Here is a 21,949-nt window from a genome sequence, read left to right on the forward strand (position 1 = left end):
TTAGCTGCGACCACCAGGAAGCGGTTAAGGATATAAACCAATTTTACCAAGAGTAAAAAACCGAAAGAGTTTAATTAAACTTTTCGCACATCATACAACTTAACCAACGGTTAAGTGAATAAGGGCGTACGGTGAATGCCTTGGCACTAGGAGCCGATGAAGGACGGGACGAACACCGATATGCTTCGGGGAGCTGTAAGTAAGCTTTGATCCGGAGATTTCCGAATGGGGGAACCCCATCATCTTGATCGATGATGACTTTCAAGTGAATACATAGCTTGTTAGAGGTAGACGCAGGGAACTGAAACATCTCAGTACCTGTAGGAAGAGAAAGAAAAATCGATTTCCTGAGTAGCGGCGAGCGAAACGGAAAGAGCCCAAACCAAAGAGCTTGCTCTTTGGGGTTGTAGGACTGGGACCTATGATTTAGGCGGGTTAGTCGAATGGCATGGGAAGGCCAATCAGAGAAGGTGAGAATCCTGTAGACGAAAACCCAACTAACATTACCAGTATCCTGAGTACGACGGACCACGTGAAATTCCGTCGGAATCCGCCGGGACCATCCGGCAAGGCTAAATACTACCTAGTGACCGATAGTGAACCAGTACCGTGAGGGAAAGGTGAAAAGCACCCCGGGAGGGGAGTGAAAGAGTACCTGAAACCGTATGCCTACAAGCAGTCAGAGCCCGTTAATGGGTGATGGCGTACTTTTTGTAGAACGGACCGGCGAGTTACGATAGCATGCAAGGTTAAGACGAAGAGTCGGAGCCACAGCGAAAGCAAGTCTGAAGTGGGCGTTGAGTATGTTGTCGTAGACCCGAAACCAGGTGATCTACCCATGTCCAGGCTGAAGGTGCGGTAAAACGCACTGGAGGGCCGAACCCACGTCTGTTGAAAAAGGCGGGGATGAGGTGTGGGTAGCGGTGAAATTCCAATCGAACCTGGAGATAGCTGGTTCTCTCCGAAATAGCTTTAGGGCTAGCCTCGGATGATGAATATTGGAGGTAGAGCACTGTTTGTTCTAGGGGTCCAACAAGGATTACCGAAAACTGATAAACTCCGAATGCCAAATATTTTAATCCGGGAGTCACACTGCGAGTGATAAGATCCGTAGTGGAAAGGGAAACAGCCCAGACCACCAGCTAAGGTCCCAAAGTTTCAGTTAAGTGGAAAAGGATGTGGGGTTGCACAGACAACTAGGATGTTGGCTTAGAAGCAGCCATCATTCAAAGAGTGCGTAATAGCTCACTAGTCGAGTGACCCTGCGCCGAAAATGTACCGGGGCTAAACTGAACACCGAAGCTGTGGATGTCTAAGGACATGGTAGGAGAGCGTTCTAAGGACGGCGAAGCATGATCGTGAGGACATGTGGAGTGCTTAGAAGTGAGAATGCCGGTATGAGTAGCGAAAGACGGGTGAGAATCCCGTCCACCGAATAACTAAGGTTTCCTGGGGAAGGCTCGTCCTCCCAGGGTTAGTCGGGACCTAAGCCGAGACCGAAAGGTGTAGGCGATGGCCAACAGGTTGAGATTCCTGTACTTGTCTGATTTGTTTGAGCAATGGAAGGACACAGGAGGCTAAGCAGAGCGCGGAGATGGAAAGACGCGTCCAAGCAACAAGTCTGATGTTGAGTAAAAGGCTTAACATCCTAAGGATGAGTTGTGACGGGGAGGGAAGTTTAGTACCGAAGCTGCTGATGTCACACTGTCAAGAAAAGTTTCTAGTGAGAATCAGACAACCCGTACCGCAAACCGACACAGGTAGTTGAGGAGAGAATCCTAAGGTGAGCGAGCGAACTCTCGTTAAGGAACTCGGCAAAATGACCCCGTAACTTCGGGAGAAGGGGTGCTGGCCGCAAGGCCAGCCGCAGTGAATAGGCCCAAGCGACTGTTTATCAAAAACATAGGTCTCTGCCAAATCGAAAGATGACGTATAGAGGCTGACGCCTGCCCGGTGCTGGAAGGTTAAGAGGAAGGGTTAGCGTATGCGAAGCTCTGAATTGAAGCCCCAGTAAACGGCGGCCGTAACTATAACGGTCCTAAGGTAGCGAAATTCCTTGTCAGGTAAGTTCTGACCCGCACGAAAGGCGTAACGATTTGGGCACTGTCTCAACGAGAGACTCGGTGAAATTGTAGTACCAGTGAAGATGCTGGTTACCCGCGACAGGACGGAAAGACCCCATGGAGCTTCACTGCAGGTTGATATTGAGTGTTTGTGTGACATGTACAGGATAGGTAGGAGCCATTGAAACCGGGACGCTAGTCTCGGTGGAGGCACAAGTGGGATACTACCCTTGTGACATGACCACTCTAACCCGCGACCATAGATCTGGTCGGGAGACAGTGTCAGTCGGGCAGTTTGACTGGGGCGGTCGCCTCCTAAAGTGTAACGGAGGCGCCCAAAGGTTCCCTCAGAATGGTTGGAAATCATTCGCAGAGTGTAAAGGCAGAAGGGAGCTTGACTGCGAGACCTACAAGTCGAGCAGGGACGAAAGTCGGGCTTAGTGATCCGGTGGTTCCGCATGGAAGGGCCATCGCTCAACGGATAAAAGCTACCCTGGGGATAACAGGCTTATCTCCCCCAAGAGTTCACATCGACGGGGAGGTTTGGCACCTCGATGTCGGCTCATCGCATCCTGGGGCTGAAGTCGGTCCCAAGGGTTGGGCTGTTCGCCCATTAAAGCGGTACGCGAGCTGGGTTCAGAACGTCGTGAGACAGTTCGGTCCCTATCCGTCGCGGGCGTTGGAAATTTGAGAGGAGCTGTCCTTAGTACGAGAGGACCGGGATGGACGCACCGCTGGTGTACCAGTTGTTCCACCAGGAGCAGAGCTGGGTAGCTATGTGCGGCAGGGATAAGCGCTGAAAGCATCTAAGCGTGAAGCCCCCTCGAGATGAGATTTCCCATACTTTTAAAGTAGTAAGACCCCTGAGAGATGATCAGGTAGATAGGCTGGAAGTGGAAGTATAGCGATATATGGAGCGGACCAGTACTAATCGGTCGAGGACTTATCCAAAGGATAAGATTGTATGAGTGGTTGGGTCATTACGAGCAGATTCAGTTTTGAGAGAACAAGCTTTTCTCAACTAAATAGAAATTGTGCGGTGGTAATGGCAAGAAGGTCACACCTGTTCCCATGCCGAACACAGCAGTTAAGCTTCTTAGCGCCGAATGTAGTTGGGGGTTGCCCCCTGTGAGACTAGGACGCTGCCGCGCAGTTCATTATTCCGCAATAGCTCAGTTGGTAGTAGCGCTTGACTGTTAATCAAGATGTCGTAGGTTCGAGTCCTACTTGCGGAGTTGGTGAGTGAGGATAATCCTGCAATCCAGCCTGGAGAGTTGTCCGAGAGGCCGAAGGAGCATGATTGGAAATCATGTAAACGGGAAACTGTTTCAAGGGTTCGAATCCCTTACTCTCCGTAACATTTAAATATTAAGTGTATTGGCCCGTTGGTCAAGCGGTTAAGACACCGCCCTTTCACGGCGGTAACACGGGTTCGAATCCCGTACGGGTCATTAAAAGTTGTCAATACACCGGAGAATTAGCTCAGCTGGGAGAGCGTCTGCCTTACAAGCAGGATGTCGGGGGTTCGAACCCCTCATTCTCCATAAGTAGTTTATTAAGCTACTAGGGTCCCGTGGTGTAGGGGTTATCACGCCTGCCTGTCACGCAGGAGATCGCGGGTTCAATTCCCGTCGGGACCGTACAACTTTTAAAAAAAGGTCCAATAGCTCAGTTGGTAGAGCACTTGATTGAAGCTCAAGGTGTCGGCAGTTCGACTCTGTCTTGGACCACTCTGGTGGGATAGCGAAGTGGCTAAACGCGGCGGACTGTAAATCCGCTCCTTCGGGTTCATAGGTTCGAATCCTATTCCCACCATTACAATCTTTTTAAAGGTTGTCAGGGATTTAATTGAATAGGGACATAGTTTAACGGTAGAACTACGGTCTCCAAAACCGTCAATGTGGGTTCGATTCCTACTGTCCCTGTTTTATCCATTTTAATATGGCGGATGTGGCGAAGTGGTTAACGCATCGGATTGTGGCTCCGACACTCGGGGGTTCGATTCCCCTCATTCGCCCTTATTATTGGGGTATCGCCAAGTGGTAAGGCAACAGACTTTGACTCTGTTATGCGTTGGTTCGAATCCAGCTACCCCAGTTTTATATTTTAAAGTATGGCGGTATAGCCAAGTGGTAAGGCATGGGTCTGCAAAACCTTGATCGCCGGTTCAAATCCGACTACCGCCTTTCTTTGCCTTCATACGATATGCCGACGTGGCGGAATTGGCAGACGCGTTGGACTCAAAATCCAATGTCCTTTACCGGACGTGTGGGTTCGACCCCCACCGTCGGCATTCTAAGCTCAAATAAGAGCGTCAAAGAATTTTAGAACATCCTAGAAATATTGTTAAATCAATGTTTCTAGGATGTTCTTTGTTTTAGAAAAATCAAAAAGAATCAAAGAATATCCTTTTATTTTACTAGTCAAAATGGTTTTCTTTGCCTTCTAAAAGATGATAAAATATAGCTGAATTTAAAAAAAGGAGCTATTAGACGTGAAAACACCCAAAAAAACACCGAGTGTGAGCTCGGCTTTAAGAAAAGATACCCTCAAAGTTCCTGATGTGATTCGTGACGCTTCTGGTATCCGGATCTATGGGCGTCGCTTAAAATCCTTTCTCTTTTCAACGGATGTTGCGACAATTTGCTATAGCAATGCAGATGCGATTCTGGCTGTTTATCCGCAAACGCCGCATCCATCTATTGTCTCAGCCATCTCAACTGTCAGCACAGCCCCAGTCTTTGCAGGCGTTGGTGGCGGCTTAACTAGCGGTAAGCGCAGCGCGGATATTGCTTTATTTGCAGAAGCAGAGGGAGTTATGGGCGTCGTTGTTAATGCCCCAATGCCGGTTGAAACTATCGAGATGATTGAGGGAACCATTGATTCTCCCATTATCGCGACGATTGTATCTGCCTATAATGATATCGATGCCCGGCTCAAAGCAGGTGTGGATATTCTCAATGTTGCGAGCGGTAAGGATACCCCTAATTTGGTAGCCTGGATCCGTGAACGCTATCCAGATGTTCCTATCATTGCGACAGGGGGCAAGACTGATGACAGCATTCGCGAAGTCATTGCGGCGGGGGCCAATGCCATTTCTTGGACACCGCCTACGACGGGTGAGCTCTTCAAAAAGAAAATGGATGTCTACCGCAAGGAAAGACGGGAAGAATTCATTGAAAGTCATGATGGGATGACTCTTAACGAGTATGAGCAACACTTAGAAGACCAAGATTAGGATTTTTTGCGAAAGGCGAACCAGTAAATGGAGAGGCCAACACTGAGGAAAATAATAAGAAACATCAGGTAAACTAGTAGACGAACAACCAGGCTGGGTTGGAGGCTGAGGATATATAGACCTGAAAAAACCGCAGTAACCATTAATATAATACTGGACAGAATGAGTAAAAATTCTTGAAATTTAGACTGTGGAGGCATGGAAACTTCCTTTCAATTACTTTTCTTTCATGATGACCTTTATTGCTAGGAAAGGCAAGTTAAAAGTTTAAAAAATTATTCAGAAGGTCTAATATGTTTTACAAAGCCCACTAAATCGTGTATTCTATAAGGTGTAGAAATAACTGAAAGTTTATTCATGAGGACATCCTTAAAAGGAGGTCCTTTATTTATCGAAGAAAATGGAGGGAAATATATGTCTAGGCAGAATGAGTCTTCGAAGGGACTAGTGTGGGGACTAGCTATCGCCCTTGTGGTTGTATTGGGACTATATGGTGGGGGAGCTTACTATTATACTCAGCATTTTCTTCCCCGTACTCAGGTCTCCGCTACGACGGTTTCAAATATGAGCTTAGAAGAAGCGGACCAAAAAGTTTCAGAAAAAATTGCGGGTCAAACTATTGATGTGAAAGAAGGGGACAAGGAAGTTGCCCAACTGCCAATCGATAGTTTGGGACTGCCGATTGAAAGCCAAACCGCATTGAAAAAAATGCTCGATGAACAAAATCAATGGGCTTGGCCGCTCGCCTTCTTTACAGACCGTCAACTTCAAGGTAAGTATGTCGATGGAGACTTGGATGGGGCAACTATTGATAAGATTATGAACCAATTAGGGATTGATAATTCCCAGCGTAAAGAATCCGAAAACGCTCGCTTGGAGAATTCTTCAGACCAAGGTTTCACAGTTGTTGACTCGGTCCAAGGGAATCAAATTTCAGCAGATGCCTTGCAAGATTTGTTCAATAAGAATATCGATAACGGCAACTACCAGGTTAACTTAGCGGATGCTTACATCCAACCAACCCTTAAGGAAGACGATCCGAGCTTGCAATCTAAGATCAAAAAACTCGATGATATTAAGGGGTCAAAATTGGTCCTTAAAGGTGATGGTAAGGAACACCAGATTCCTGAAGAAGAAATTGCTAGCTGGTTGTATATTGATGACCAAGGGGAGCCCGCTGTTGATATGGACCAGGTTAACGTCTATCTCCAAGGCTTAAACCAAGAAATTTCTGGTCTTTTAACTTCTCATGACTTCCAGTCCACCATGGCCGGTGTCGTGACAGTTCAGCCAGGGACTTACGGCTGGTATATCGACCGCTCCAAAGCAGCTGATGAAGTTGCCCAAGCAGCCTTAAAAGGTAAAGATACCGTCATCGAACCATCCATTGCTGGCTCCGGTTACGGGCAAGATAACTTCTTTGGTCAGGACTATGTGGAAGTCGATATGATTAACCAAAAGATGTTCATCTATCTCAATGGCGAATTGCAATTGAGCACGGATATCGTATCTGGTCACGATATGACCCCAACTAATCCAGGGGCTTTCGCAGTGAACAACATGCAGTCACCATCAGTCCTCCGCGGCTACGATCCAAAGACAGGTAACAAGTATGCCTCTCCTGTATCCTATTGGGTGCCCTTTGACTATGTCGGACAAGGCATCCACGACGCCAACTGGCAACCCGTCTTTGGCGGCGGTTGGTACCACCAAAACGGCTCAAACGGCTGCATCAACGTCCAACCCTCCGTCATGCCAACCGTCTACTCCCTCGTCCACGTCGGCATGCCAGTCGTCGTATTTAATTAAGGGTGTGAAGGCTAGCGGGAGAAATAGACCTCTGGAGCAAAGAGACAGAGAAGACTGCAAGTCTTCGACGTCTCTTTGTGAAGAGGAGCTATTTCTGCTAGCCTGAACCCGACTAAAAAGGGTGTGAGCGAAGACGGTTAGAAAGGAATGACTGGAGGCAAAAGGGATAAGAGCGGCTTTAGCCGGTCGTTCCCTTATGCTGAAGTCACTTCCTTTCTGTCTTTGCGAACCCGACTAGGGTGTGAAAGCTAGTGGGAGAATAGCCCTCTTTGTGAAGAAGACCTATTTCTGCTAGCCTGAACCCAACTAGGCTGTGAGGGCTGGCGGTCAGCTCTTCTTCAAAGCCACAAGCTGCTCATCAATCGGATACACTAAGAATCCATTAAAGCCAACTCAAGGGGGTTGGCTTTTTTTAATGGGATTTTTTGGTTATAATGGAAGCAGAATAAGCAAGTGAAGAAGTTACGAAGGAGGCCCTTATGAAGATTAATTTACTTGAAAATTTAAGAGTTGATGACACTTATATCGAAGAACTCGCTCAAAAGCTGAAAGAAGCGGGGCATGACTTTACTTATTATAAAGACCGGACCACGGATCCAGATGAACTCCTCGCCCGTAGCCAGGATGCTGATATTGTCATTATCGGCAACACCCCTTATCCGGCAGAAGTGATTGAGCAATTAGACCAGACACAGTTGATTGATGTGGCCTTTACAGGGGTGGACCATGTCGACCAAGAGGCAGCAGCTAACAAGGGAATTGCCATTTGTAATGCGTCTGGCTATGCCAACCAGGCTGTTGCGGAATTGTCTCTTGGTCTTGCCTTATCGCTCTTCCGCCAGCTGCCAGCCAGTAACCAGGATGCCCGCAAAACGACTGATTTTCCAGGCCCTATCCAAGGACGGGAAATTAGCCAAGCGAAGGTAGGCATTATTGGGACGGGGGCTATTGGTCTAGCAACGGCTAAGCTCTACCACGCTTTAGGGGCTGAGCTTATGGGCTATAATCGTTCAGAGAAGGAAGAAGCAAAGGCTTTGGGCATGCGCTATGCCAGCTTAGAGGAAGTCATGGCGGAATCCGATATTATTTCCATCCACCTGCCAGCTACTCCTGAAACAGAGGGCCTCATCTCTAAAGAAATGATCGGTAAAATGAAGAAGGAGGCCACCCTGATCAATGTGGCAAGAGGACCGATCGTGGACAGCCAGGCACTGGCAGACGCGCTAAATGAGGAAGCCATTGCCGGGGCAGGTATTGATGTTTTCGACCAAGAGCCACCACTTAATGAAGATGAGCCCTTGTTGTCAGCGAAGAATACCATCCTAACTCCGCATATCGGCTATCTGACCGATGAAGCCATGGTTCTCCGGGCGAACACCGCTTTTGAGAATGCCTTAGCCTTTGCGGAAGGACAGCCACAGAATTTAATTAAATAAGAGAAAAGAATGCAAAAAAGAGGCTGGAGCTTTTATTCCAGCCTCTTTGTATTTATTTTCGTTAAAGAACCGAGATTAATGCCCGTCATTAAAGCGAACTTGGTTGTTTTCAAGGGAAGCGATGCGGGCAGCAGAGTAAACTTCGTAGCCATGGTCTAGGATGCGTTGGCGACCATTTTGGAAAGATTTTTCGATACAGATAGCGACACCGGCGACATCTGCTCCTGCTTGTTCAGCGATGGAGATCAAGCCCATGGCCGCTTCGCCGTTAGCAAGGAAGTCATCCACAACCAGGACCTTATCATCTGCATTGAGGAACTGTTTGGAAACAATAATATTGCTGTCCGTGTTTTTCGTATAACTATGGACTAATTCAGTATAGACTTCTTGGTTTTGTAGGGTAGAAGGTTCTTTTTTCTTAGCAAAGAGCATCGGTACATCAAACTTCTGTGCCACAAAGATAGCGGGTGCAATACCGGAGGCTTCGATGGTTAGGATCTTCGTGATGCCTGCGCTCTTGAAGTGTTGGTAGAAGTCATTGGCGATGCTGTACATGATGTGTGGGTCAATTTGATGGTTTAAGAAGGAATCAACCTTCAAGACATTATTTGGAAAAACCTCGCCATCATCAATAATTCGTTGCTGTAAAATATTCACTTTCAGAACTCCCCTCATAAATAATTTATTGAATCGATTGCCTGTATGGACATTAAGTGTTACTCTATCATAGCACAAAGCCCCCCCAAAAAGGTAAAAAAATCGATCTTTTATCAAATTGTCGCAAATTTTTAGCGAATTCTCATGAAAATCAGACCTGGGTTAGATTGCAAAATATAGGGAATCGATTATAATTGTAAAGATCAGCAAGCTCATTTAGAAGGGAGGAGGACAAATGGCAATGGATTGGCAAGTTGAAACCGAAAAAATTCGCCGGCTGGCTTTAGATGAAGTCGGCATGAATCTTGTCGGCTTTACCACTGCCGATGATTTCACCCATATCCGCCAGTCCCTGGTAGAAGCTAAGGAAGAAGGGCGGACCACGGGCTTTGAACACCCGGTGATTGAGGAACGCCTCTACCCTAAAGCCTTGATGGAAGGGGCTGCTTCGATTATTAGTTTTGCTATGGCCTATCCCAATAAGCCCCTCTACCCTAAGGAGCATAGCCGCGGTGAACGGCGGGGACAATTTGCTCGCGCCAGTTGGGGGGAAGACTATCACAGTATCCTCCACCGGGCGGCTAGCGATTTGGTCCAGCGTTTAGAAGGGCTTTATCCTGATATCGAGACCAAAACCATGGTCGATACGGGAGAGCTGCCTGATGTCGCGGTAGCTCAGCGGGCAGGCATCGGTTTTATCGGCCGCAATGGTCTGATCATTAATGAAAAATTTGGCTCTTTTATCTACCTGGGCGAGATTATTACCAACCTGCCCTTGGTGCCGGATACGCCCAAGGCCAATGCTTGTGGGGACTGCACCCGGTGTTTGGATTTCTGTCCGACAGGGGCCTTGATCGGGGATGGCAAGATGAATGCCAAGGTCTGTGTTTCCTATCTCACCCAGACCAAGGGCTATATTCCCCAAGAATTCAGGCGTCAAGTGGGCCATCAAATCTATGGCTGCGACATCTGCCAGCAGGTTTGTCCTTACAATCAGAATGTGGACAGCCATTACCATGGGGCCATGGAGCCCGAGCGCGAAGAAGTAGAGCCCTTGCTCCAACCCATGCTGACCATGTCCAACCGGGAATTTAAGGACAAGTTTGGCCACCTAGCAGGAGCTTGGCGGGGGAAGAAACCTCTCCAGCGCAATGCCATCTTAGCCTTAGCTAATTACCGGGACCGGTCGTCGATTCCACTCTTACTGGAATTGATTGAGAAAGACCCCCGACCCATGATCCGAGGAACAGCCGCCTATGCGGTCAGCATCATCGAGCGGCATTTTAACCCAGAACTGCTGAGCTTCATGGAAGAGCGGCTGGAGGCTGAGCAGGCTCAGCCATCCCCTGACCAAGAGACAGTGGTTGAATTCAGCCAAGCCGTTGAAAGACTCAAAAAGAAAAGAAATAAAAGACAAAGGAAGCGATCAAGATGACCAACCATATTGTATTATACGAACCCCTGATTCCACCAAACACCGGCAATATTGCTCGGACCTGTGCTGCGACTGACACCCACCTGCATCTCATCGAACCCCTGGGCTTTTCCTTGGATGACAAGCACCTCAAGCGGGCGGGTCTGGATTATTGGCACAGTGTGGATGTGACCTTGCACAAGGATTTAGAGCATTTTATGGCTTATTTAGGAGACCGCAAGCTCTACTTAATCACTAAGTTTGCCCACCATACCTATACAGAGGTTGACTACCGCCAGCAAGCGGATGAGGACCTCTTCTTGATGTTTGGTAAGGAAACAACAGGCCTTCCTGAAGACTTCATGCGCGACCACGAGGCTCAATGTTTACGCCTGCCCATGGATGATACCCATGTTCGTGCTCTGAACCTGTCGAATTGTGCCGCCATTGTGATCTACGAAGTGCTCCGCCAGCAAGACTTCAACCAGCTGGAGAAGAGCCACCATTACGACCATGATAAGCTGGACTAGGAGGATAAGTTTCGTTTAAGTTCCCCAGCAGAAATTGCAATTCCAAGCCCAACATGGGAAAATAGGAGAGTGGTTTAATCCGCCTTAGTTCAATAGAAGAGAGAGTAGGAGATTATTTATGCGCGGTGATAAAGGCCAAGCAAAACCAGTAAAGGGGGAAGAGCGCCAGGGCTTTAAGGAGAAGTTTAAAGCCTATTGGAAAAAATTCCGCCTGACCAAATGGCTTATCTTTATTGGCTTATTTTTTGCCTTGATTTTTGAAAGTTATTTATTAGTTAGTGCCAAGATGACCGATGTTGATAATCTGGAAAAACAACTCCAGGTCACGACAGAGGTTTATGATAATTCAGGCAACCTAGCGGGGACCCTGTCGTCAGACCACGGGACCTATGTAACCATCGATCAGATTTCAGATAATGTTAAAAACGCGGTAGTTTCAACGGAAGACAAGCGTTTCTATAAGCACCGGGGCTTCGACCCCATCGGGATTGCTCGGGCAGCGGTCGGCTATGTCCTTCACGGCGGTTCGGTTGTCGGTGGAGGGTCGACCTTGACCCAGCAATTAGTGAAGAACTCCTTCCTGACCAATGAGCAGAGCCTGATGCGGAAGTTTAAGGAGCTCTTTATTGCCCTTGAAATCGAAAAGACCTACCCCAAGGATAAGATTCTGGAAATGTATTTGAACCATTCTTATTTCGGGAACGGGGTTTATGGGGTGGAAGATGCCAGTCAGAAATACTTTGGGACCTCAGCTGCTAACTTGGACTTAGCCAATGCGGCAGTCCTAGCGGGGGCCTTGAAGGGGCCGAGTATCTATAACCCGGTTGATAATTATGATGAAGCCCTCAACCGGCGTAACACGGTTCTTCAACTGATGGCTGACAATGGCTTCATTTCTCAAGACGATGCCCAAGTTGCCATGGCTTCGGACATGCCCCAGCAGAATAATGATGTAGGTAGCGACCAGTATAAGTACCCTTACTACTTCGATGCGGTGATTGAAGAAGCCATTAATAAGCACGGGCTCAGTGAGGATGACTTGATGAAGGGGGGCTACCGGATCTATACCAACTTGGATCCCAACTACCAAGAAGGCCTCCAAGGTATCTATGACCAGAGCAATCTCTTCCCTGTCTCACCAGCGGGGAATACTGCCCAATCGGCAACGGTTGTTATGGACCCTTATAGTGGGGGTGTCCTGGCGACAGTTGGTGGCACTGGGGGTCACTCCTTTAGGGGCTTCAACCGAGCTACCCAGATGAAGCGCCAACCAGGCTCTACCTTGAAACCCTTGAACGTCTATGCCCCAGCCTTAGAGAATGGCTTTGAAGCCAATGATGTGATTCCAGATGAAGTCCAAGAGTACGGGACAGACAAGTACAAGCCTGAGAACCACGACAAGCAGAGCCAGGGTGAAATTCTCCTCTGGCAGGCTTTAGCTAAGAGTAAGAACACCTCGGCGGTTTGGCTGATGAATAAGATCGGTGTCAATACCGCTATGGCCAAGTTGGATGACTTCGGCATTCCTTATAGCGATGGCGATAAGACCCTATCTTCTGCCTTAGGTGGCTTGTCTAAGGGGGCCTCGCCCATGGAAATGGCTAGCGCCTATACGGCCTTTGTCAATAAGGGCAAACGCTCAGAAGGCGTCTTCATCCAAAAAATTGTGGACAGCTCGGGTAATATCATTGTCGAAGAACAGAAAGCCAAACAGAACCAAGCCCTCTCTGAGGCTGATGCCAAGGAAATGACCCGAATGATGCTCGATGTTTATAATGATGGCGGCACCGGGGCGGCCGTTGAACCAGCAGGCTATGAACTGGCGGGTAAGACCGGAACAGTTGAACTCAGCCAGGCTGGCAATAGCGGGGCCGGCGACGGGGTCAATGATGAATGGTACGTGGCTTATACGCCAGACATGGTGGTTGCTAGCTGGTATGGTTTTGACCAAACCAGCTCAGAAAACTATCTCTGGAATAGTTCGCCTGTCCAATCAGGGAACACCTTCCAAAATATTATGGCGGAACTCCTGGCCAACAGTCCCAACACGCCTTTCAACCTGGAAGCCGCTTCGACCCGTTACTATAATGAAGTGAACGGGATTGCGTCCAATGATGGGGAAGAGACCAGCAACAACCAGGCCACGATTGAAGACAATGCCTCGAGCCTCTTAGACCGCTTGATGGAAGGGGCCCGCGACCTGATTTCTTCATTTTCCGGCCAAATCACTTTTCAAAACTGGCTGAACGTGATATATTAAGCCAATGAAGACAAGTAAAGGAGGAAATGGAATGGCCAATATTTATGACACCATTAACCAATTAGAACGGGAAATCCGTGACCACGAGGACTACCAAGGCTTAAAGAATGCCATGGAGGCAGTTGTCAAAGACGAGGAAGCCTTTGCCCTCTATAATAAATTCCGCCAACTCCAAGTGGATGTTCAAACGAAGATGCAGTTAGGCAATGAAATCAGCCAAGAAGAAATCAAAGAAGCCCAAGACTTGGAGAAAGAAATGGCTGCGAATGAAACCATCAGCAAGCTTTTACAAGCTGAGAAGCAATTGAACCAATTGGTGGAAGAAATTAACAAGGTGGTTACTGAACCAATCTATGAAGTCTACCAAAAAGCCAATGAACAAAAAGGCGACCAAGCCTAAGAATTAAGGCAAATATTTTTCTTATTAAATCGTGCTGGTGAGCATCCGTTGCGCTTTTGAATTTGATCGTTAAAGAGCCATGGCACCGGCTCGAGCCAAGGTCTCTCGCCTAGCGAGACTTAAACGGACCGTACGGCTAAAGCCTAGGTTCCGTAATTCGCTACGCTTGCTTGTTCATGGCTAACGATCAAATTCAAAGCTCCACTTTTGCTCAAAATTAGCTGATATATAAATTATGTCTTAGTTAATTTCTAATCATCAATATTAGAAGTAGAGAATTAGAAAGTGTCCCCATAGCTCGGCAGGAGCTTGTGGGGGCATTTTTTTGTCTGAGATCAGCTGGCTGGGCCTTTGCTTCTGGCTTAGTTGGGCGCGAAAGTTTGTTCGGAATGATTGTAAGCGGGGCTTTTGATATGGTAAACTTGTAAGGTAGGAGTAGTAGGCTAGTGGCGACTTTGCCCAAGCTAGAAAAAGATCTAAGAATGTAAAAATAACTATTCCCAGTTCAAGCCATTAGGAGAATTAAATACAATGATACGATTTATACATGCGGCTGACTTGCACTTAGACCAGCCTTTTAAGAAAATATCGAAGACCAATCCCAGCTTATATGAGAAACTCCGCCAGGCCACCACAGCTAGTTTCAATAATATTATTGAAACAGCGATAAATGAGACCGTTGATTTTGTGGTGGTGAGCGGGGATATTTACCACAATGAACCAGCTTCCCTCCAAGCCCAATTCACCTTCCGCCAGGGAATGGAACGTTTGGCTGAAGCGGGAATCCCAGCCATTGTGTGCCACGGTAACCACGATTATGTTCAAGGGGACGCCCATCGTTTGGCTATGCCAGATAATGTCTATATCTTCCCCGACCATGTTGATTCTTACCACTTCCAGGCTAAGTCAAGCGAGCACGTGATGCTGACCGGTTTTTCTTACGGACAAGCTTGGATTGAGCGGGATATGGTCCAAGACTTTCCCAAACGCCAAGCGGGTATTGATTTTCAAATCGGGGTCATCCATGGGGAAAACCAGCGCCATGAAGGCAAGCACCACTATGCGCCCTTCAATGTCTCTGACTTAACGGCCCTGGGCTATGATTATTGGGCGCTCGGGCATATCCATAAACGGCAAATCTTAGCCGACCATCCACCGGTGGTTTATCCAGGGAACATCCAAGGTTCTAGCTTCAAGGAGAGCGGACCTAAGGGGGTCTACTTGGTTAGCTTGCAGAAGTACCAGGAGGCGGAACTTGAATTTGTCGAAACCACCGATTGGCAGTTCAGCGCGCCCTTAAGAGACCTGCCAAAACTTGAAAATATTGAAGACTTGCGCAATGTGGTGGAGCGTGCCCTCCATGAAGAAGTCATGTATGCGAAGAATGAGGCGGTGAATCTGGTGATCCGCTTAGCCTTCCGTACAGATGGTGATGAGGAGAGTCTCTACTGGTGGGACCGCTATGCTGAAGAATTGCGCGACCAATTGCAGTGGAGCTTGAGTAACCAGGACCAGTACCGCGACCAAGAGATCTACCTGGCAGACCTGAAGCTTGTCATTGATGAACGGAGCTCTTGGTCCTATTCCAAGGCTTTCCAGGATGCGCTCCAGCAGAGCTTCCATCGCTTGCAAGCAGAGGGCGAATGGGAACAATTAATCCAGCCCCTGATGCAAAACCAGCTCTGGCAACGCTATATGCTGCCCCAGATTGATGGGGAGACCTTCAAGGCGGATGTACTCAACCGAGCTGTCGAAAAGATTATCGTTCGCCAAGCGGTGGAACAAAAAGAAAATTAAGTGAGGGTAAAAAATGAAAATTCAAAAGATTGAAATTTTTGGTTACGGGAAGTGGGTCGACCAGACCTTCTACCTAGAACCAAATTTGAATGTTTTTATTGGTGGGAATGGCTCGGGTAAGTCGACCTTGATGAGCTTTATTTTGTCGATTATGTTTGGCTTTCCGAATATGCGGCGCAAGCACAGCCGCAATTATGATGTTAACCCCAATGTGAACTACGGGGGACGTCTCTATTTGACGGACACCATCTACGGCCAGGTGATGATTGAACGGATTAAGCAACAAGGCCGCCAGCAATTATTTATGACGGTGAATGACAATCCCCGTGAGGAGGTCTCTTCTTTCGATGAACTCTTTGAAGGCCTATCCAAGGAAGACTACCTAACCTACTTTGGTTTTGATGAGGAAGACTTGATAGCCTTTGTCTGGGAGGATGAAGACCAGTTCGCTAAGAGTTTGGTCAGCTTGGGGGTTAGTGGCCGCCAAGTCCTCAACGGCATTACACCAGAATTGGAAGCCCAAGCCGCTGACCTCTACCTGCCTAATGGTCAAAAGCCTCAGCTGAACCAAGAACTCAACCAAGTCGCTGCGAGCAGCCAACGCCTGGACCAAGCCGCAGCTAATGAGCAGAATTATTTTGCCTTAGAAGAAGAGCTCCAAGCCAACCAAGCCGAGCTCGAAGGCCTGCGCCAGCAAGAATCCCAGGCCCAAGATGAACAGGTTAAATTGCAGATCGCTTCGCAAGAGACCGGTTCGGTGGAAGAGAAAAATGCTTTAGGCTTTGAATTGGCCGGCTATGATTTCCACAATTTCCCAGAAGGAGCAGCCGAGACTTGGCATGACTTGAACCAAGACCTGGCCCGCTATGAAGACCAGATGGACCAAACGGATGGTTTCCTGGTTCTCGATGAAGACCAGGCGGAAGAAGAGCCAAGCCAAGATAGCTTGCTGACGATTGGTCAAGAGTGGGTACTGAACCATGACCATGTTTCTGACCAGATGTTAGCTGAAGCCCGGGCTTACCGGGAACAGTTGAACAGTGATGAGGCGCTCAAGGAACAGCTCATCCAGAAGCGCTATGAAGAGCACCGGCTCTTGGCTGCCCTGGGTGCTGAATCCATTGATGAATTACCCGAAGAGTTAACGGCAAGTGAGCGCCAGGAATGGCAAAATCGCCGCCAGGAATTGGATAATCGCCGGATTTTCTATGAGAATACCAAGCATGACCTCCAGGACCTCATGGCCGAAAACCAGGACCTCCACGATGAGTACGATGAAGTCCAATCGGAGTACAATAGCTTCAAGGGGACCATCAAAGAACGGACCAGTTCATGGTTGAAGACTTTTGGCTTAATTCTAATTGTTCTTGCTCTGATCCTCGCTATCCTCTACTTTGTAACCGATAAACCCTTCATGATGGGGTCAGGCCTTGCAGCAGGTGCCTTGGGAGCGCTCTTTACTATTATTGGTTTCTTACAGAGCGGTCTGGGCAAGCGTTCGGTAAAGAAAGAATCCCAGGCTTTCGACCTGGACTTGCGCGATATTGAAAGCGAGCAGGCGGAAATCCAACGCCGGATCGATATCCAAAATGACCAGTTAGCGGAATTAGAAAATGAATCACAGAACTTTATGGCGGAACTCCAAGCCCTCGTTCAAGAAAAGGGAGGTTCCGAATATATCCAGCCCCTGATCTGGTTGGACCATGACTACGTGGCTCAAATCAATGCCCTGGAAGCCGAAAGCAACCAATTAATCCAGGCGACAGGAGCGGCCCAGTATGCAGCGGCTCATGACCAGGAATGGCAAGATTATGCCCAGGCGATTTCTAACAATCCGCTGTCCCAGGATTCCGTCTTCCAAGCCTTTGAGGATGACTACCATAGCCTGCGTCAGTTGGAAATGGACCATGCTTTTACGGCTCAGACCTACCAAGCTGAGAAGAACCAGAAACAAGAACTCCACCAAAGCATCCAAAGCCTGCGTCGGGCCCGCCAAGACTTCTTGGACCGCTATGGCTTCGAATCAGCGGATGAGGTGGAAGATGTGCTGGCTAAGGAAGCGGAAATGTTGGCGAAGAAGGAACGTTTCGACCTCCTCAACCACTCGCTCAATCCCCAAGCTGCTCAGCTGCATGACAAGGATGAGACCATCGACCAACAATTAGAGGATAATGTCCATACCCTGGGGCAATTGACCCAGCGCATCCAAGACTTGGTCCAACGCAATGCCCAGTTGGAAATGCAGATTCGTGAACTCGAAGCTAGTGGTCTAGTCAGCAAGCTTCAAGCCGACCATGCCAGTGATGTCGACCAAGCCTATGATTCAGCCGTTGAATGGGCAGCTAATAAGATGGCTGTGGCTACCTTCGAACAGGCCAGTGTTGGTGAGGAAGGCGAGGCCTTAGAACGTGTCTTAGGCCATGCTAACCGCTATCTCTATGACCTGTCCAATGGGGAATTGGAGAAACTGCGCTATCAGAATGAAACGGTGGAAGTCCTTAGCGAAGATAATCTCTGGCTTGCTGTGGACCAACTCTCACGCGGAGAGAAGGCCTTACTCTTTGTGGCTATGCGCTTCGCCTTCTTGAATGCCCAGCTTGGCCAGTTGAATATGCCGATTCTAATCGATGAAGCCTTTGCCCATATTGATGACTACTACCGGCAAAACATTTACCGCTTCCTCGATGAACGGAGCCAGGACCAACAAATCATCCTGTTAACCATCGATGAGAGTGCAGCCCTCAACCGTGCCAGCAAGGAAGTTACCCGGATTTAACTACGAAGACCCAGTTGTGAAAGGATGGGAGAATGGAAACGACAAGACTCTTTGACGCTGCGATGGATACCAACTTTAAAAGCTTTGCCCTGATTAAAAATGCTGATATTCGCCAAGACCGGAATGGCAAGGACTACCTTGCTTTGACCTTCCAGGACCGGTCAGGCATCCTAGACGGCAAGCTCTGGGGGATGACGGACGCCGACGCAGAAAAGTTCCAAGTTGGACGGGTGGTCTACCTCTACGGCCGCCGGGAGCTCTTCAATGGTCAACCGCAATTTCGGATTGAACAGATGCGCCTGGCCGACCAGCATGAACCCAATGACCCCTTGCTCTATATGCCAGAAGGCCCCATGACTAAGGAAGAGATGCAAAAAGAAATCGAAGACACGCTGGCTGACTTCCAGCTGTCAGAAATCCAACAAGTGGTTCGCTATATCCTCGATGAGGTAGGGGATGACTTTTACTATTATCCAGCAGCGAAGAAGCACCACCACGCCTTTGTCGGGGGCTTGGCCTATCATACGGTTTCTATGTTGGCTCTGGCCAAGGCCATCCAGCAGCTCTATCCTATCCTCAATGCGGACCTTCTCTATGCCGGCGTTATCCTCCACGATATCGCCAAAACGAGCGAGCTCTCCGATCCGCTCAGCGGTAATTATACGGTCCAAGGCAATCTCTTAGGCCACATCTCTTTAGTGGCAGAGAAAGTAAGCCTGGCCATCCAGGCATTGGGCTTAGACCAAACTAGCGAAGAACTCATGCTCTTGAAGCATATGGTCCTCGCCCACCACGGTAAGAAGGAGTACGGGAGTCCTGTGACGCCCCATGTCTTAGAAGCGGAAGTCCTCCACCGCATTGATGACTTGGATGCTTCCATGTATATGGTGAGCGCCGCTCTGGAGAAGACCGCTCCTGGTGAATTCTCGGCCTATATTCCGGGGATGGACGGCCGGCCCTTCTACCGGCCTAAGTTAGACCAAGACTAAGCAATGTGTTGATGAGCATTCGTTCCGCTTTTGAATTTGATCGCTGAAGAGCCATGGCACCGGCTCGAGCCAAGGTCTCTCACCTAGCGAGCTTCAAACGGCTAGTAACGGCTTACGCCGACTATCCGTAATTCACATCGCTTGCTTGTTCATGGCTAACGTTCAAATTCAAAGCTCCACTTCTGCTCATAAACATGTTCATCAGTATATTTTATTGACATCGGTCAGCGATTTTAATAAATTAAAGCAAATAAACAGAAAAGAGGACCCAGTTAAGTCCCTGCTGAAGGGGTGCTGGGTCTGTTTTTCTTCTAAGAGAAAGAAGTGATAATCAATGGATATACTTGTTTATTGTGGGGCCAATCCTGGTAAGGATCCTGTTTATGCAGAGGCTGCACGTGAACTGGGGCAATGGATCGCTCAATCTGGCCACCGCCTAGTTTATGGTGGCGGCCGGACAGGGCTCATGGGGATCCTAGCAGATGAGGTCCTGGCCCAGGGAGGAGAGGTCTACGGTGTGATGCCAGCCTTTCTTAAAGACCATGAAATTGCCCACCAAGGTCTCACGCACCTAGAAATTGTGGACACCATGGCCGAACGCAAGACGCGGATGCTTGACCTATCTGACGCTTGCCTGGCCCTCCCCGGCGGACCAGGAACCCTGGAAGAAATTTCGGAAGCCATCTCTCTGGCACGTTTAGGCCAATCAGACCGGCCCTGCGTCTTTATCAATGTGGCTGATTACTACCGGCCCATGCAGGAGCTTTTCATGAATATGTGTCAGGCAGGATTTCTAGCCCAGGAGGACTATGAGCGGATTAATTTTATTTCTGACCTGTCTGAGCTCGACGATATCCTGACCCACTACCAAGTTCGACAAGTAAAGAGCTATGACCGTTTAAGTGATCAATAAAAGCGAACATACTTGTTCTATAAGCTGTATCGAGTGATAGCTTTTAAATCGGTCAAATTAGCCGTATACTAGAATTTATATCGAACCAATTGATCGGTTCTAACGAACAAAAAATGGAGGATTTAAAATGGGAGAATTTACAAAACGTCAACAACAACCCTATCGCTTTGACACAGTGGGAAGCTTTTTACGCCCAGCTCGATTAAAAGAAGCACGCAAGGCTTATGAAGCAGGCGAAATTGATGCCCAGGCTTTACGCCAGGTTGAAGATGAAGAAATTATCAAATTGATTCAAAAACAAGAAGAAGCAGGCTTACAAGCTGTTTCCGACGGTGAATTCCGTCGCAGCTGGTGGCACTACGACTTCATGTGGGGCTTAAATGGGATTGAAAAGCGCTTCATCGATGAAGGTGGCCAGTTCCACGATATGAAGACTCGGGCAGAAACTGCTTCCTTAACAAGCCGTGAATTAGATGGTCATAAGCATCCTTTTGTGGAAGATTTTAAATTCGTCCGCGACCATAAGTCGGCCGACCGTGAAGTGAAGCAAACAGTTCCAGCACCTGCTCAATTGTTACAAGAGTTACTCAAACCACACAACCAAGAGACTACCCAAGCTTTCTATGGAGAAGATGAACACCGCGAATTAGCCCAAGCCATCGCTAAGGCTTATATCGATGTCCTAGAAGATTTCGCAGCTGAAGGCGCTAAAGTGATCCAGTTCGATGACTGTACCTGGGGACGTTTGGTGGACATCCACCTCGAAGACTATCCAGAAGACGAACGTCAGGCTAAGGCTGATGAAAAAGCCTACTTAGCAGGCCTCTACCGCTATGTCAATAACCTGGCAATCGACGGGGCACCTGAAGGCCTAACCATCACTAGCCACGTTTGCCGGGGCAACTACCGGTCACACTGGTTTGGCCAAGGTGGCTATGACTCCGTAGCAGACGAACTATTCGCTAAGGAACACGCCCAAGCCTATTACCTGGAATACGACTCAGACCGCGCTGGTGGCTTTGAACCCCTAGCTAAGGTGGGCGATGACCGCTTAGTCGTCCTCGGCCTAATCACCTCGAAGACAGGGGAATTAGAAGACCGGGAAGCGGTCATCAAACGCATCCACGAAGCAGCCAAATATATTCCATTAGACAACCTCTGCCTCAGCCCCCAATGCGGCTTCTCCTCAACTGAAGAAGGCAACAGCCTAACAGAAGACCAACAATGGGAAAAACTAGCCCTCGTCCGCTCCATCGCAGAAGAAGTCTGGGGATAAAAAGGGTGTGAGCAGTTGCGTACAGACTTGAATGACTGGAGCCCAAACGGAAAAGAGCGGCTCTAGCCGATCGTTCCGATTGGGTGAAGTCACTTCAAGTCTGCAACTGCGAACCCGACTAGAAAAGGATGTGAGGGCTGGCGCTTAGCTTTCCTTCACTGGAGCAAGTCGCCAGAGCAGCTTGAGACTGCTGCGGAGACTTGTGAAGTGACAGGAAAGCTGCCAGATCGAACCCGACTAGACAGGGTGTGAGGGAGCGCGTGTAGGAGTGGACCTCTGGAGCAAAGCAACAGAGAAGACTAAAAGTCTTCGGCGGCGCTTTGTGAAGAGGAGCCACTTCTGCGCGACCGAACCCGACTAGGAAGGGTGAGAGCAAGAGCTCAGAATACAT

13 protein-coding genes, 12 tRNA genes and 2 rRNA genes are annotated in these 21,949 nt (G+C 48.5%); 26 read left to right on the plus strand and 1 reads right to left on the minus strand.

Annotation, left to right across the window (positions count from 1 at the left end):
• Positions 1–108: 108 nt before the first annotated feature.
• The 17 genes from AWM72_RS06620 (at position 109) to AWM72_RS06705 (ending at position 8,546) form a co-directional block, all read left to right on the plus strand.
• Positions 109–3,014: ribosomal RNA gene (locus AWM72_RS06620) — 23S ribosomal RNA — on the plus strand.
• Positions 3,015–3,098: 84 nt separating this feature from the next.
• Positions 3,099–3,214: ribosomal RNA gene (gene rrf / locus AWM72_RS06625) — 5S ribosomal RNA — on the plus strand.
• Positions 3,215–3,224: 10 nt separating this feature from the next.
• A tRNA-Asn gene (locus AWM72_RS06630) sits at positions 3,225–3,298 on the plus strand.
• A gap of 33 nt (positions 3,299–3,331) precedes the next feature.
• Positions 3,332–3,418, plus strand: a tRNA-Ser gene (locus tag AWM72_RS06635).
• A 24-nt stretch (positions 3,419–3,442) separates the two neighbouring features.
• Positions 3,443–3,514: transfer RNA gene (locus tag AWM72_RS06640), tRNA-Glu, on the plus strand.
• Between the two features lie 20 nt (positions 3,515–3,534).
• A tRNA-Val gene (locus AWM72_RS06645) sits at positions 3,535–3,607 on the plus strand.
• A 23-nt stretch (positions 3,608–3,630) separates the two neighbouring features.
• Positions 3,631–3,703, plus strand: a tRNA-Asp gene (locus AWM72_RS06650).
• Between the two features lie 17 nt (positions 3,704–3,720).
• Positions 3,721–3,793 (plus strand) — tRNA-Phe (locus tag AWM72_RS06655).
• A gap of 4 nt (positions 3,794–3,797) precedes the next feature.
• Positions 3,798–3,878 (plus strand) — tRNA-Tyr (locus tag AWM72_RS06660).
• A 39-nt stretch (positions 3,879–3,917) separates the two neighbouring features.
• Positions 3,918–3,988 (plus strand) — tRNA-Trp (locus AWM72_RS06665).
• A gap of 19 nt (positions 3,989–4,007) precedes the next feature.
• Positions 4,008–4,080 (plus strand) — tRNA-His (locus AWM72_RS06670).
• Positions 4,081–4,088: 8 nt separating this feature from the next.
• Positions 4,089–4,160, plus strand: a tRNA-Gln gene (locus AWM72_RS06675).
• Positions 4,161–4,178: 18 nt separating this feature from the next.
• Positions 4,179–4,249: transfer RNA gene (locus AWM72_RS06680), tRNA-Cys, on the plus strand.
• 21 nt (positions 4,250–4,270) lie between these two features.
• Positions 4,271–4,356: transfer RNA gene (locus AWM72_RS06685), tRNA-Leu, on the plus strand.
• A 201-nt stretch (positions 4,357–4,557) separates the two neighbouring features.
• Positions 4,558–5,301, plus strand: a complete 744-nt coding sequence (locus tag AWM72_RS06690; protein WP_067975157.1) for a beta/alpha barrel domain-containing protein — start codon at positions 4,558–4,560, stop codon at positions 5,299–5,301.
• Between the two features lie 414 nt (positions 5,302–5,715).
• The gene (locus AWM72_RS06700) at positions 5,716–7,110 is read left to right on the plus strand and encodes a L,D-transpeptidase family protein (protein ID WP_067975161.1); all 1,395 of its coding nucleotides are present in this window, start codon (positions 5,716–5,718) and stop codon (positions 7,108–7,110) included.
• Positions 7,111–7,589: 479 nt separating this feature from the next.
• Positions 7,590–8,546, plus strand: a complete 957-nt coding sequence (locus tag AWM72_RS06705; protein WP_067975164.1) for an NAD(P)-dependent oxidoreductase — start codon at positions 7,590–7,592, stop codon at positions 8,544–8,546.
• A 75-nt stretch (positions 8,547–8,621) separates the two neighbouring features.
• Here the strand turns inward: AWM72_RS06705 and AWM72_RS06710 are convergent, their stop codons facing one another.
• Entirely contained in the window at positions 8,622–9,203 is a 582-nt protein-coding gene (locus tag AWM72_RS06710; RefSeq protein ID WP_067975167.1) for a xanthine phosphoribosyltransferase, read from the minus strand.
• A gap of 235 nt (positions 9,204–9,438) precedes the next feature.
• Between AWM72_RS06710 and queG the strand changes: the two genes are divergently transcribed.
• From queG to AWM72_RS06755, 9 genes are all read left to right on the plus strand, one after another.
• Positions 9,439–10,638 (plus strand): tRNA epoxyqueuosine(34) reductase QueG, encoded by a 1,200-nt coding sequence (gene queG, locus AWM72_RS06715; RefSeq protein WP_083272368.1) that lies wholly within the window; start codon positions 9,439–9,441, stop codon positions 10,636–10,638.
• A complete protein-coding gene (gene trmL / locus AWM72_RS06720) occupies positions 10,635–11,147 on the plus strand; it encodes a tRNA (uridine(34)/cytosine(34)/5-carboxymethylaminomethyluridine(34)-2'-O)-methyltransferase TrmL (RefSeq protein ID WP_067975178.1) in 513 nt (170 codons plus the stop codon). Before queG ends, trmL begins: the two co-directional genes overlap by 4 nt.
• A gap of 118 nt (positions 11,148–11,265) precedes the next feature.
• Positions 11,266–13,407, plus strand: coding sequence for a transglycosylase domain-containing protein (locus tag AWM72_RS06725; protein WP_067975180.1), 2,142 nt, complete (start codon positions 11,266–11,268; stop codon positions 13,405–13,407).
• 31 nt (positions 13,408–13,438) lie between these two features.
• Positions 13,439–13,807, plus strand: a complete 369-nt coding sequence (locus AWM72_RS06730) for a YlbF family regulator (protein WP_067975183.1) — start codon at positions 13,439–13,441, stop codon at positions 13,805–13,807.
• A 531-nt stretch (positions 13,808–14,338) separates the two neighbouring features.
• Positions 14,339–15,604, plus strand: a complete 1,266-nt coding sequence (locus tag AWM72_RS06735) for a metallophosphoesterase family protein (protein ID WP_067975186.1) — start codon at positions 14,339–14,341, stop codon at positions 15,602–15,604.
• 13 nt (positions 15,605–15,617) lie between these two features.
• Positions 15,618–18,380, plus strand: a complete 2,763-nt coding sequence (locus tag AWM72_RS06740) for an ATP-binding protein (protein ID WP_067975189.1) — start codon at positions 15,618–15,620, stop codon at positions 18,378–18,380.
• A 32-nt stretch (positions 18,381–18,412) separates the two neighbouring features.
• Entirely contained in the window at positions 18,413–19,369 is a 957-nt protein-coding gene (locus AWM72_RS06745; protein ID WP_067975191.1) for a 3'-5' exoribonuclease YhaM family protein, read from the plus strand.
• Between the two features lie 334 nt (positions 19,370–19,703).
• Positions 19,704–20,282, plus strand: a complete 579-nt coding sequence (locus AWM72_RS06750) for an LOG family protein (protein WP_067975193.1) — start codon at positions 19,704–19,706, stop codon at positions 20,280–20,282.
• Positions 20,283–20,409: 127 nt separating this feature from the next.
• Entirely contained in the window at positions 20,410–21,558 is a 1,149-nt protein-coding gene (locus AWM72_RS06755) for a 5-methyltetrahydropteroyltriglutamate--homocysteine S-methyltransferase (protein WP_067975196.1), read from the plus strand.
• The last annotated feature ends 391 nt before the right edge of the window (positions 21,559–21,949 follow it).

It is taken from the genome of Aerococcus sanguinicola (assembly GCF_001543145.1).
GTDB lineage: Bacteria > Bacillota > Bacilli > Lactobacillales > Aerococcaceae > Aerococcus > Aerococcus sanguinicola.

What these genes read in the sequence shown, in the direction of transcription:
- AWM72_RS06700 (WP_067975161.1), top strand. Translation starts at nt 5,716, where the DNA reads ATGTCTAGGCAGAATGAGTCTTCGAAGGGACTAGTGTGGGGACTAGCT.
- AWM72_RS06705 (WP_067975164.1), top strand. Translation starts at nt 7,590, where the DNA reads ATGAAGATTAATTTACTTGAAAATTTAAGAGTTGATGACACTTATATC.
- queG (WP_083272368.1), top strand. Translation starts at nt 9,439, where the DNA reads ATGGCAATGGATTGGCAAGTTGAAACCGAAAAAATTCGCCGGCTGGCT.
- trmL (WP_067975178.1), top strand. Translation starts at nt 10,635, where the DNA reads ATGACCAACCATATTGTATTATACGAACCCCTGATTCCACCAAACACC.
- AWM72_RS06725 (WP_067975180.1), top strand. Translation starts at nt 11,266, where the DNA reads ATGCGCGGTGATAAAGGCCAAGCAAAACCAGTAAAGGGGGAAGAGCGC.
- AWM72_RS06730 (WP_067975183.1), top strand. Translation starts at nt 13,439, where the DNA reads ATGGCCAATATTTATGACACCATTAACCAATTAGAACGGGAAATCCGT.
- AWM72_RS06735 (WP_067975186.1), top strand. Translation starts at nt 14,339, where the DNA reads ATGATACGATTTATACATGCGGCTGACTTGCACTTAGACCAGCCTTTT.
- AWM72_RS06740 (WP_067975189.1), top strand. Translation starts at nt 15,618, where the DNA reads ATGAAAATTCAAAAGATTGAAATTTTTGGTTACGGGAAGTGGGTCGAC.
- AWM72_RS06745 (WP_067975191.1), top strand. Translation starts at nt 18,413, where the DNA reads ATGGAAACGACAAGACTCTTTGACGCTGCGATGGATACCAACTTTAAA.
- AWM72_RS06750 (WP_067975193.1), top strand. Translation starts at nt 19,704, where the DNA reads ATGGATATACTTGTTTATTGTGGGGCCAATCCTGGTAAGGATCCTGTT.
- AWM72_RS06755 (WP_067975196.1), top strand. Translation starts at nt 20,410, where the DNA reads ATGGGAGAATTTACAAAACGTCAACAACAACCCTATCGCTTTGACACA.